Below are 13,021 nucleotides of genomic sequence, written 5' to 3'. Positions count from 1 at the left end.
CAAACCGTTTCTGCACTTGGGAAAAAAGGAGACAGAATTCCGGCTCCTTTTCCTTTTCTATCTCTCCGTCTCAAAAAACTCAATCCACTCCCCATCAGGGCCAGCGAAGAATATGTAACGTGTTCCATCTGGTAATGTTTCGATTTCTTCTCCTAGTAAAAATGTTACGCCGTGTTTTTGAATTCTTTCAATTTCATCTTCTAATGAATCCACTTTAAAGCAAATATGATGTACTTTTCCTTCTGCTGGAAGAGAAGAGTTATAACCTTCGATGAGTTCCAGTATCGTTTCCTTCGATTCTTCCACACCTAAAAAGGCGAGTTTTAAATCTGGATTCGGGTGCCCCATACGTTTAATGAGCTGTAAGCCGACTACTTTTTCATAAAAAGTAATAGATGTTTCTAAGTTTGCAACCATAAGTCCAACGTGTTCTATTCTTCTAACTGGCATGTAGACTCCTTCTTTCTGAAAATTTTATATGTAAAATGATATTGAAAATTAAGAAAATAAGCAAGATAAAAACCTTACAAATTTTAGCGTGTTATATGGTATAGTGAGAAAGTATGTTTGGGGAGAAGGAAGGAGATTATACGATGAATACACCTACTCAAACTCCTTCATTATCGGAAACGATGAAAGAGTGGCATTATGCATTAGCATATGAAATTAAACATTGGAAAACGATAGGTGGTAGTAAAATTTCTATCATGAACGGTCGTTTTTTATATACAGATTATGAAAATACAGTGTATGTATTTCAGCTTATTTCGGAAGTAAGCTTACCTGAAGGTTCACCAATTCGAATTGAGTTCGATGGTGAGGAAGCGACAGGGGAAGTATTATCTGTACATGGATTAGAAATAGAACTGAAATTAAATGATTATATACAAGGTGAAATAAGAGAAGCGGTTTTATATAGTGAACCGTGGCAATTGTTAGAGCAACTGCAAGAGAGATTGAAAGAAGCGCGAAAAGATAAACTGAAACGTAATCGTATAAAGCGTCTTGTCGATGGGACGAGTAGTCCCAAGCATATTGAGAAGATGAAAAATACGAAAAATGAATTGGCGTATCGTTCATTTTACAATCCGACAACGTACGTATGGGGACCGCCTGGAACAGGGAAGTCGTACAATTTATCACGTATTATTTCGGCTCATTACCAAAAAGGAAAATCGGTACTTGTGTTAGCTCATAGTAATGCGGCAGTGGACGTATTAATGAGTGAAGTAACGAAGCAAATTGAAAAGAAAAAGAAATGGACGCCTGGCGAAATTGTTCGTTACGGTTATAGTCAACATGAACATATACGAAATCATGAAACGTTACTTGCGTCGAAGTTAGTTGAAACGACGAACGGATCATGGGGGGAGGAAAGACTCTACTTAGAAGAAACACGCCAAGACCTTTGTGAAAAGATTTTATCGTATAAAGCAACATCTGCTGATAAGAAGCGTATACAAGAGATTGAAAGTGATCTTCGAAAGCAAAAAGCGAAAATTAAAGAAGTAGAAAAAGAATATATTGAAAATGCGAAAGTAATTGGTGCGACTTTATCAAAATGTGCAATTGATTCACTTATTTATGAGCGTACATTTGATTTAGTTGTCGTAGATGAAGTGAGTATGGCGTTCGTTCCGCAAATCGCATTAGCTGCTTCACTTGGAAAACGTATCGTCGTTTGTGGGGACTTTTTACAGTTACCTCCGATTGCGATGGCGAACCATGAACTCGTTCGCAAATGGCTCGGCGAAGATATGTTTTATCATGCCGGCATTGTTGATTCTGTAAATAAATCAGAAGCACATCCCAACCTTTTTATGTTGCAGGAACAAAGACGTATGCATGCGGACATATCGAAGTTTACGAATTCATTTATTTATAAAAATAGAGTATACGATCATCCGTCTGTTTCAGAGCGTAAAGAACTTGCACAGTTACAGCCGTTCGCAAATGAGGCGAGTGTTTTATTTGATACGAGTTTAATGGGAGCATTTTCGTTAAAAGATGCTGCTTCGGGTTCTCGTTTTAATATTATGTCTGGTTTAGTAGCGATGCAAATGATGTTAATCGGACTGCTAGATGGTGTGCAATCAATTGGCATTGTTACACCTTACAGGGCGCAGTCACGCTTTTTATCAACGTGTATCAGGGAAATGTTGCAGAGAACGAAATATCAAAATATACCAGTATTAGCGGCGACAGTTCATAAGTTTCAAGGTTCTGAAAGAGATATGATGATCTTTGATACAGTTGATAGTTATCCGCAAGAACGACCTGGTGTGTTATTCTTTGACCATAAAAACCATCGCCTCGTCAATGTAGCGGTAACGAGAGCGAGAGGGAAGTTCATTCAATTATCGGATTGCCATTATATGCGTAAAAATCTTTCGAGAAAACAAGCGTTATCACAATTAACAGCTCATATAGAACGTCACGGGGATGTGTATGATCGCACGACATCCAGACAATTATGGGAGCGGAAAATATCGAAACGATTACGCTGGTTTATGGAAATGAATCTGGAGGAAACGAAAGGGCTATTAAAAGATATTTTAGCCGCAAAACGAAAAATCATTATTTCACTTCCAAGTACGAAGCAAGTAGATAAACGAGTATGGCAAGCGTTAATGCGTACAAATGCACAAATAACGGTTTATAGTGATGGACCAGTTCCATTAAAAAACGTAAAGTTACAAAGACAAAATAAAGCATTCCCATTTGTATTAATCGATGATGAAATCTTTTGGGCAGGGGCACCACTCACATCTCAAATGATGTTTGAAGGTAGTACGGAATTTCCGTACATATGTGCAAGACTACAAGCACCTGAGACAATTGGTGTATTAAAAGGATTTTTAGATATTCGGTAAATTCGGATAGGAATTCCTTGACTTTTGCTTGGAATGAACATAGAATGAAAATAATTTAATACAATTTTATGAAAATTCTTATCACGAGAGGTTGAGGGACTGGCCCTATGACACCTCGGCAGCGGATTCTTTACGAATACTGTGCCAATTCCAGCAAGGTAACTTGAAAGATAAGAAAGAAGCTCATTTTGACTGTATATACAGAAGCCTCTTTCTATCTTTTAGAAAGAGGCTTTTTTACGTGAAAATAAAAGGAGGAAGAAAAATGGGAGCGACAGGAGTAACGTCACAAAGAAAAACAATTGAAGAGAGCATAGAAAGAAATAAGGAAAAGTACATAAAAACAAGTCATGATATTCATGCGAATCCAGAGATTGGTAATCAAGAATTTTATGCATCAAGAACGTTAAGTTTATTACTAGGTAGTGCTGGTTTTCAGCTGCAGCATAATATAGCTGGGCATGAAACAGGTTTTATCGCACGAAAAAGTTCAGGAAAACAAGGACCAGTTATCGCATTTTTAGCGGAATATGATGCTTTACCAGGACTCGGTCATGCGTGTGGTCACAATTTAATTGGCACAATTAGCGTTGCAGCAGCAATTGCATTATCAGAAACGCTTGAAGAAATCGGCGGAGAAGTTGTCGTGTTTGGAACACCAGCAGAAGAGGGCGGGCCTAATGGTAGCGCAAAGTCGAGTTATGTAAAAGCTGGGTTATTTAAAAACATTGATGCGGCGCTTATGATTCATCCGAGCGGAAAGACAGCGACGACGAGCCCTTCACTAGCAGTCGATCCACTTGATTTTCATTTTTACGGAAAAACAGCTCATGCCGCAGCTTCACCTGAAGAAGGGATTAACGCATTAGATGCGGTGATTCAGCTTTACAACAGTATTAATGCACTTCGCCAACAACTTCCCTCAGACGTGAAAATTCATGGCGTCATTACAGAAGGCGGAAAAGCACCTAACATTATTCCTGACTACGCCGCAGCAAGGTTCTTCATCCGTGCAGCTACGCGAAAAAGATGTGCGGAAGTAACAGAAAAAGTAAGAAATATAGCACAAGGAGCAGCGTTAGCAACAGGTGCAAAAGTAAAAATTCATCAATTCCAAAATGAAATTGATGAACTACTCGTAACAAAAACATATAACGACATCGTAGCGGAAGAACTAGAACTACTAGGTGAAGAAGTAAATCGTAAAGAAAGAATCGGCATCGGCTCAACCGACGCCGGAAACGTCAGCCAAGTCGTACCGACCATTCACCCGTACATTAAAATAGGTCCAGATGACTTAATTGCGCATACGAATGAATTTAGAGAAGCAGCCCGTTCAGAATTAGGAGACAAAGCGTTAATTACATCGGCAAAAGCATTAGCAAATACGGCGTATCGATTAATTACGGAAGAAGGGTTGTTAGAGAAGGTGAAGGAAGAGTTTAGAGAGGCGCAGAGGAATCAGGGATAAGGGGATTAAGGTGCTCTTTTCGAATAGCAATCTAATTAATAAGTAGAGATATCAAAAAAGAACATTGAAATATCAATGTTCTTTTTTGTTTACTAATCATTGATTTTGTTGGTTTTTCTCATAAAGGAAAAACTTTTACTGTTAGCAGGAGATAATACGTATCCCTTTATCAGAACGACAATTTCTCCTCAAACTCACTCTTTAAAACAATTAAAGGAGATGATAATCCGAATTGCATTAACGAGTCTAAAAATGTAGCGAGAGAATCCATCGAATCGCTCATGACCTTCATCATATAATTAAATTCCCCGCTAATTCGATATAAATCTGTTACTTCAGGAGCGGCATTACAATATTGGATAAAATCAGAGCATTGGCTCGTTTTAAACATGATGAATGCTTGAATGTTTTTATTAATTTTGGAAGGCTCAAATTTTGTTCGGTAAGCTGCGATAACTCCTTGATCTTCAAGTTTATTCATACGTTCCTTTACAGCAGGCTGTGTCATGGATATAATCCGTCCTATTTCTGAAACAGAAATTCTTGCATTTTCATACAACAAGTTCATAATTTTATGGTCAATTTCATCCAATTTTACTGCGTTTTGCATTGTGTAGCCTCCTTATTTTGTTTTTTAAGTGAATCACAAATTATAACTATAATATCATAAGTGAATGAACTAAATTACCTATAAATCTATATTTAAAATGATTGGTGTTTGCATGAAAATATAAGTATAGGTTTTTATCAAACGGAAATTTAGGAAGGATGGAAAAAATGAAGAATCTTGATGGGAAAGTAGCGTTAGTAACAGGAGCGAGTCGCGGCATTGGCCGTGCCATTGCAATGAGATTGGCGAAAAATGGTACATTAGTTGCGATTCACTACGGCCGAAATAAAACAGCTGCAGATGAAACGATTAGTGAGATTGAATCTAATGGAGGAAAAGCGTTCTTAATTGAAGCTGAGCTCAATTCAATGGATGGTGTCAAAAAGCTAGTAGAACAATTAAAAAATGAATTACAAATAAGAGTTGGTACATCAGAGATTGATATTTTAGTAAACAATGCAGGGATAGGTACACAAGGAACGATTGAAAATACGACAGAAGAATTTTTTGATGAAATTATGGCCGTAAATATTAAGGCGCCATTCTTTTTAATTCAGCAAACATTACCGTTACTACGAGCAGAGGGGCGCGTTATTAACATTTCATCAGCTGAAGTAAGACTTGGTTTTACAGGATCCATTGCATACGGTTTAAGTAAAGGTGCACTCAATACGATGACACTTCCTCTAGCTAAACATCTTGGAGAAAGAGGTATAACAGTGAATACAATTATGCCTGGATATACGAAGACTGATATGAATGTGAAATTGCTAGATAATCCGGAAATACGAAATTTTGCTACGAATTCATCTGTGTTTGGACGAATAGGGCAAGTTGAAGATATTGCAGATGCAGTAGCATTCCTTGCTTCTTCTGATAGCCGCTGGGTAACGGGGCAGATTATAGATGTTTCTGGAGGGTTTTGTTTATAGGGGCACTACTCCATACCCATCAAGCTAATCAAGTAAATTACTAGATAGGAAACGATCCTTGTTTCAGTCTGAACAAGTTATCAAAGGAACAGTAGAGTCTATTTGTGGCGCTTAGTGCGCTCTTTTTTCGCATTATTTTTGTACCAATCATTACAATAATGAATAAGGAGTGTTTTTATGCCATCGCTTATTTATTAGCTTTAGCAATCTTTTGTATGACTACATCAGAATTTATGGTTGCAGGTATGATGAATGAACTTGCTATTGCATTCCAGGTTTCTGTATCATCTATTGGTATTTAATTTCAGCTTATGCAGGAGCAATGGTAATAGGAGGCCCCATTTTAACTGCAATCCTCTTACGGATGCGCAGCAAACAAGCATTATTGTTTTTAATGTTCGTATTTTTAATTGGTCAATCGCTCGGAGCTATTGCTTGGAACTATAATATTATGATGATTTCACGTATTATAACTGGTATTGCTTCAGCTTTTGAAGTTGCGATTTCCTTTTCTGCAACATTGGTTCACTCTGATTCAAGGGAAAAGCTGCATCAATTGTACTTGCAGGTTTAATGTTCGCAACTGTATTAGGTTTACCTATAACAACCGTTATTTCGCAATATTTTGGCTGGCGTATTAGTTTTGGGGCAGTTTCGGTTCTTGTGCTAGTATCAGGGATTATGATTCAACGGTTGTTACCATCATCTTCAAATAAAGAGCAATTAAATTGGAAAGACGAACTTCTGCGATTTAAGAATATTCATCTTTGGGCAGCGTACGTAACAAGTATGTTCATTATTGGTGGTACGTTTGCAGCATTTAGTTATTTCACTCCGATTTTTACAAATGTCACAGGCTTTTCAAGTGCAAGTACGCCATCCTTTCCTATGATTCTACAGAAAAAATAGCGTATTTTTTCATTTTAAGGAAATTTAGTTTTACTAGCTTGGTAGTATCACACATCCATCAACTTAAAGGACTATTTTTGAACTTGATTTTTATGAAATATGCACCCGGAAATTTATAGTAATAATTCTAATGTTACCTCTCTAGTTAGTAGGATATTTTTTCTTAATATATGCATACTAAACATACTATAAAAAGTACATAGAAAGTGAGAGAATCATGGCTAAATTTTTGAGGCGTTTAAAATATAGAGATAATCCTAAGTCATTTCCAATACGAGACAATACTCATTTTCAGGAAAAAAATATTGAAGACGCCCTCTTAGACGCTGATTTAACCAAAAACATAGCTAATATTCAGAATATATTTCGTCAAGCGCCTGATTTAGTAATTCGGCGGTTTCAAATAACAGTAGATGGATTAGAAGCAGCTTTAGTATATTTGTCTGGATTAACAGATAAAGAATTGATTCAAAATCATGTTCTAAGTCCTTTGATGAATAGTGATTTTAATACCAATACAGAACTTCCAATTCCATTAGGACAAATTAAGATTATTAATACATTGAGTCAGATTGAAAATGCTATTTTTGGGGGAGATAGTGTTTTATTAATTCACAGTCGAACAACAGCACATCAACTGGATACAAAAGGATGGCCACAAAGGAGTGTTGAAGACGCTCATAACGAAATAGCTCTAAAAGGTGCACATCAAGCATTCATTGAAACAGGAAGTCAAAATATCGCAATGATTCGAAGGTATATTCCTTATCGTGAATTAACGATAAAAGAAATGGTAATTGGTGTACGAAGCAAAACCAGAATTTCTATTTTATATTTGAAAGATGTAGCTTCTGAAGATGTGCTGAAGGAATTAGAAACACGAATTCAAAATATTACAGTCGACGCTGTTGCTAGTAATGGCGAACTTATAGAATTCATTGAAGATAACCCTTACTCACCGTTTCCGCAATTTATATTAACTGAAAGACCTGATTTGGCAGTATCTCACATTCTACAGGGCAGATTTGTAACTGTAATGGATCATTCGCCTAATGTGTTAATTACTCCAACAAATTTTATTTCCTTTTTTCAAGGAGTGGATGATTACGGTACAAGGTGGTTAGTTGCTTCGTCTATTCGGGTGCTTCGTTTTATCGCCTTTATGATTGCTTTATTTTTACCTGCGAGTTATGTTGCGTTTATTTCCTTTAATTTTGAAGTTATTCCTGTAGAGCTGTATTTATCTATTGCAGAATCAAGAACGCGCGTACCCTTTTCTCCAGTTATGGAAGCATTACTTATGGAAATAACATTGGAAACGATGAGAGAAGGGGCTTTACGGATACCTACTCCGATCGGTCAGACAGTTGGAATTGTAGGTGGTATTGTTATTGGACAAGCGGCTGTTCAAGCGGGAATTGTAAGCAATATTATGATTATTGTTGTTGCTGTTACCGCCATCTCTTCTTTTGTTATCCCTAATTATGATATGGGAGCGGCAGTAAGATTTTTACGTTTTCCGATGATGCTAGCAGCTGCCTTATTTGGAATTGTTGGACTTGTTATCGGATGGATGACATTAATTGGACATCTAATCAGCCTTGAATCGCTAGGTACCCCTTATGGAATGCCATTAGCACCGTTTCGCTTTGCAGATATGAAAGATGCTTTTGTACGCTTTCCTTTATGGGCAATAAGAAGACGTCCTAAGGGAAAAAGAGCCATTCAATCTATTCGACAAGGAAAGAATCATAATAAAAGGTGAAATTATGAAAAAGTATGCTTATAATGAAATCTCTCTTATGCAGTATATTGTTTTAATCAATGGAATGCAGGTGGCCACTGGCGTTTTATCGCTTCCACGTGTGCTTGCAGAAAAGGCTGGAACAGATGGATGGATAGCTATATTGATTGGTTGGATTTTCTCCACAATATCAGGTGTGTTTATAGTGAAAACTGCTGCAAGATATCCTGAGGATACGATTTATGATATTCTTATACGATTGTTTGGAAAAATAGTAGGGAAAGCATTCGTTGTTATTTACATGATGTACTTCGCTTTTTATTCTTGTGTAGTTCTTGTGAACGCTATGCTTTATCTTAAGGGATGGCTTCTTCCAAAAACGCCTGACTATCTCGTTATCTTTTTGTTTTCGATTCCTACCTTTCTTGTCGCACGTAACGGCCCTCGTATTATAGGGCGGTACTCCGAACTTACTTTTTATACGATGCTTTGGATTCCGTTATTTTTTTTGATACCTCTTAAAGAGAACGGAAGTTGGATGCCATTCTTTCCGCTCTTAAAAGATGGGTGGAAACCTATATTTACAGCTGTACCGACCACTATTTTTGCTTATTTAGGATTTGATATTGCGTTCTTTTTATATCCCTTTTTACAAAAAAAACAGTATGCAGTCCATGGAATGGTTATTGCAAATACTTTAACGATGTTATTTTATTTATTTGCTACTTTTGTTTGCTTTGCCTATTTTAGCCCTGATAGCATTACGCAATTTAACCAACCAGTACTAAATTTACTGAAAGTAATTGAGTTTCGTTTTTTAGAACGTTTTGACATGATTTTATTGGCTCTTTACTTACCCGTTGTTTCCACAGCATGGATTCCCACCATATATTGCGCTGTATTTTGTTCAAGCCAATTACTTGGAAAACAAGACCATAGCTCTCATGTAGTTATTCTCTTATTGCTCATTATCGGATTCATATTTTGGACTCATCCTAGTTGGAATGAAGCCGAAATTTGGCAACAGGTATTATCGAATGCTGGATTAGGATTAACCTATATATTACCTATCATTTTATGGCTGTACTGCTGTCTATATGAGAAGTTTCGCCAGGGGAGGATACATTGAAAAGAAAAGTACTGTGTTGTATTTTGTTATCGGTATTCATGATGACTGGATGCTTTGATCAAACAAATGTTGAAGACGTTTCTCTTACTCTTGTTCTTGGTATTGATTTAGATCGTAATGATAATTTATTAGTGTATATATCAAGCCCTGTTTTTAATAAAGAAGCAAAAGTAAAAGAAGAAACTACTGTTGTAAAATCTGCTACGGTTCGAAAATCTAGAGACCAATTTGATGCTACTGTTATGGCACTTACCTCGGGAAGCAAAACACAGGTTATTTTAGTTGGAAAACGGTTACTGAAACAAAAAAATTGGATGAAATATCTCGATCCATTTTACCGAGATCCCAAAAATACAGTTACCACAAGGGTTGTTGCTGTAGATGGACCTGTTTCAGACGTCATCTATTACAATCCAAAAGATAAGCCGCGTCTTCCTCTATATTTAACAAAACTAGTTGATACCGCCTCTTTAAGAAATATAACAGTAAAAACAAATCTTCAAGAACTACATGAACAAATAGCAGACAAAGGGTTAACAGCAAATATGACTGAGATGAAAAAAACGAAAAAAATATTTGTGACAGGTACAGCTTTGCTAGATGAAAAAGGACGGTATAAATTAACACTAAAATACGATGAAAATAAATTATTACGCATTCTGCAACAAAGAACTACAGGCGATTTTCCATTTACAATTGCAATTAAACTAAAGTCTAATAGCCAGGATAAAGATTGGATAAGTTTTACTGCATATAATATTAAAGTAAAGACAAAGGTAAGATATGATAATAAGTTTATATTTAATACAGATATAAAGATGAGGGTCGGCATTACAGAACGGCTTTTTTCGTTCAATACAAGAAAGGATGCAGCAAAATTACAAAAAGCGATCGAAACTAAGCTGGAAGCTGATTTCAAACAATTAATAAAGAAAATACAAACTGCCAATATTGATCCTATTGGGCTTGGGAGATATGCAAGAACTTACACATATCCAGAATGGAAAAAAGTCCAAAATAAATGGAATAACGAATTAGCAAAAGGCGATGTAAACGTCAAGGTTAACATTAAAATTTCCGGAATGGGTACGATTAAGTAACATGAATTCAACTGTGATTTGTACTAAGATTGCAAGTACTGTCTACTTTAGAAGGAGAAATGTCTTTAATAGGAGTACCGTCACATCGCTATGAACCTTAAATTTTATAGTACCCCCAGAACGAAATTTTGTGTTAACTTGTAACAAAAACGCTCATTTTTTCGTCTTGGGGTAATTCTGAATTCTTAAGGTGATGGCGATGGGGTATTGACCCTACCTATCAACTTAAAAATTTTATAACACCTCAAGCTAAAAATTTCGTGTATTTTTGACAGAAGGCAGCTTATTTTTCGTTTTGGGGTATTTGCATTTCTTAGCTTGATGGTGATGTGACGGTACCCCAATCGTAATTTATATGAAAAGAACTCCTCAACAGATGAAAGAGTTCTTTTTTATTTTCACATTCATTTTTCATCTTTCATTGATTAATAGACATTCCAACAAATACCTCTAAAAAGAACATAAATTCGTAAATGATCAGAACAAACTTTCAAAAGATCCTTACGCAATCTATTACCATGCGTACTACTCAATAGGAAAAAATGCCTGCCATTCCCTGAGAAATGTCGAATCTGCAAAATTCATTCAACATTTCCAGGATGATGACAATAGATTATTTTTATAATTCTATTTTCTGGTCACCACGTTTCTCTAGGTTTTTAGCAGTTTTACTTTGGGCAACATCTTTTTGGTCTTTAAAGGTTCCCATGAGAAAATCATAGGCTGGATTCGTAACACCATACCAGTAATTTTCATTTTTGAAGTGATGCCATAAATGAACTTTTTTCATCCATCGCCCCCATGGTGATATTGGTTGAAGGGGGCGATGCGCGATATAATGCTTCCACTCATAAAATAATAAAAAGAGCATAATACCTGCAATAAATGCGTTTGTCATGACAAAGCTGGATGAAAGAAAATAAAAAATCGCTCCTGAAATTGCAATGTTTGGCACACTATACCATAAGGGTAAAAATAATAAATGTAATTCATTCGGATTTGTATGATGGTCATAATGTAGGCGCTTAAGCGTTTTTAATAAAAATGCATTCTTTGGTGGCTTTAGATGAAAAATAAACCTGTGAGTAGCGTACTCAGCTAAGGAATACATAATCATTCCAAAAATAAAAGCACCCCAAATTCCGATAGAGGTTAAATGTAAAATCATAAATCCAAAGCTAGTGAGGAAAAGACAGCTCATAATCAAAATATCAGGATAGGAAAAATATTCTTTAAAATATTTTAGTTTCATTTTTCACGCCTCCAGCTTTCTTTATTTTTTTCTATCTTTCCAAAGAGCCAAGCTTTTCTCCAATGTTGTCTTACACAATCTTTCTGCTTCAATCGCATCTCCCTTTAATGCAGCTTTTAATAAATCGTGATAATAGTTGAAGGATAATTCACGATGATCTTTTACAGAAAAATACCTTTTTGCCATAGCTACATAAATGGAATCAAAGCTATTTAAAATGAGTAGAAAGATTGGATTGGCAGCAAGCCCAGCACACCTTTTTTGCAAATCCCAATCAAATGCTGCATAGCTTTCTGCACTATCTTCAAGTTGCTCAAGATTAGCAAGGAGAGCAACCACTTTAGGTTGATTAAACGTAACAGCATTACGAATATAAGTCGGAGTCAACGAACTTCTAAATTCTAATAAATACATAATAAATTCATCTGTAATGGTATGATGATTCTCAACAATATTAATAAGTGTCGTTAGATTACCATTGCTCCAATAATCATTAATAATCGATGGCATTCCTTTTCTCCCTGTTATCCATCCACTTCTTCCTAAACGTTGAAGCGCCTCACGAATAGTTGGGCGACCAACACCAAATTCTTTCGCAAGCTCTCTTTCCGGCGGTAAAGTGCTTCCTATAGAATAAACACCGGCCAATATGGATTTAATTAATTCGTTCACAATTTTATCTGAGGTGCGTTCCTTTTCTTTCAAGTCATCGTCTCCTTTATTTTATGGTAATACATGTTCAAGACATTGGTAATACCAAAATTATATAATGAATTTGAATTTTCTGTCAATGATAAAGAAGTGAATTTTTATAATTAGGATTGTCGAACTTTCTATATATTTCTATGAAAAGAATAGTTTATTTTCATTGCTTTCGCGCTCAATTTCTTTAATTTTAAGAAAATTCATTTATCAATCCGCTATTTTAGAACAAGGAAAAAACCATCACTATAGAACCAGGAGAAGATCCATTTTATTTATGATTAATGACAATGACAAGA

General features: G+C 35.9%; 10 protein-coding genes, 1 pseudogene and 1 riboswitch. Of the genes and pseudogenes, 7 read left to right on the top strand and 4 right to left on the bottom strand.

The features are described from left to right. Positions 1-57: 57 nt before the first annotated feature. On the bottom strand, positions 58-450 hold the full coding sequence (locus JDS95_RS00145; protein ID WP_001145291.1) for a VOC family protein: 393 nt from the start codon (positions 448-450) through the stop codon (positions 58-60). Positions 451-563: 113 nt separating this feature from the next. On the opposite strand from JDS95_RS00145, the gene JDS95_RS00140 reads away from it, so the two are divergent. Continuing rightward, the gene (locus JDS95_RS00140) at positions 564-2,873 is read left to right on the top strand and encodes an AAA domain-containing protein (protein WP_199690120.1); all 2,310 of its coding nucleotides are present in this window, start codon (positions 564-566) and stop codon (positions 2,871-2,873) included. Positions 2,874-2,948: 75 nt separating this feature from the next. Beyond that, a riboswitch (SAM riboswitch) is annotated at positions 2,949-3,050 on the top strand. An 88-nt stretch (positions 3,051-3,138) separates the two neighbouring features. Then, positions 3,139-4,344, top strand: coding sequence for a M20 family metallopeptidase (locus tag JDS95_RS00135; protein ID WP_000501381.1), 1,206 nt, complete (start codon positions 3,139-3,141; stop codon positions 4,342-4,344). Between the two features lie 169 nt (positions 4,345-4,513). Here the strand turns inward: JDS95_RS00135 and JDS95_RS00130 are convergent, their stop codons facing one another. Next, positions 4,514-4,954 carry an Lrp/AsnC family transcriptional regulator gene (locus JDS95_RS00130; protein WP_001178574.1) on the bottom strand — a complete coding sequence of 147 codons (441 nt, stop codon included), beginning with the start codon at positions 4,952-4,954 and terminating at the stop codon, positions 4,514-4,516. 167 nt (positions 4,955-5,121) lie between these two features. On the opposite strand from JDS95_RS00130, the gene JDS95_RS00125 reads away from it, so the two are divergent. From JDS95_RS00125 to JDS95_RS00100, 5 genes and pseudogenes are all read left to right on the top strand, one after another. Further along, on the top strand, positions 5,122-5,886 hold the full coding sequence (locus tag JDS95_RS00125; RefSeq protein WP_199690119.1) for an SDR family oxidoreductase: 765 nt from the start codon (positions 5,122-5,124) through the stop codon (positions 5,884-5,886). A gap of 158 nt (positions 5,887-6,044) precedes the next feature. Then, positions 6,045-6,765, top strand: a pseudogene (locus tag JDS95_RS00115) (MFS transporter); the annotation flags it as partial. A gap of 247 nt (positions 6,766-7,012) precedes the next feature. After that, positions 7,013-8,560, top strand: coding sequence for a spore germination protein (locus JDS95_RS00110; protein WP_085450367.1), 1,548 nt, complete (start codon positions 7,013-7,015; stop codon positions 8,558-8,560). A gap of 4 nt (positions 8,561-8,564) precedes the next feature. Beyond that, entirely contained in the window at positions 8,565-9,668 is a 1,104-nt protein-coding gene (locus JDS95_RS00105) for a GerAB/ArcD/ProY family transporter (RefSeq protein ID WP_000759653.1), read from the top strand. Beyond that, on the top strand, positions 9,665-10,768 hold the full coding sequence (locus tag JDS95_RS00100) for a Ger(x)C family spore germination protein (RefSeq protein ID WP_000824427.1): 1,104 nt from the start codon (positions 9,665-9,667) through the stop codon (positions 10,766-10,768). The genes JDS95_RS00105 and JDS95_RS00100 overlap by 4 nt, the downstream gene beginning before the upstream one ends. A gap of 619 nt (positions 10,769-11,387) precedes the next feature. On the opposite strand, the gene JDS95_RS00095 is transcribed toward JDS95_RS00100, so the two are convergent. Then, entirely contained in the window at positions 11,388-12,020 is a 633-nt protein-coding gene (locus tag JDS95_RS00095; RefSeq protein ID WP_000770118.1) for a sterol desaturase family protein, read from the bottom strand. Between the two features lie 21 nt (positions 12,021-12,041). Next, on the bottom strand, positions 12,042-12,725 hold the full coding sequence (locus JDS95_RS00090) for a GntR family transcriptional regulator (protein ID WP_000659653.1): 684 nt from the start codon (positions 12,723-12,725) through the stop codon (positions 12,042-12,044). Between the last annotated feature and the right edge of the window lie 296 nt (positions 12,726-13,021).

It is taken from the genome of Bacillus cereus group sp. N24, assembly GCF_016483345.1.
In the GTDB taxonomy this organism is placed as follows: Bacteria; Bacillota; Bacilli; order Bacillales; family Bacillaceae_G; genus Bacillus_A; species Bacillus_A toyonensis.
This window is presented reverse-complemented; position numbering and strand designations above follow the sequence as displayed.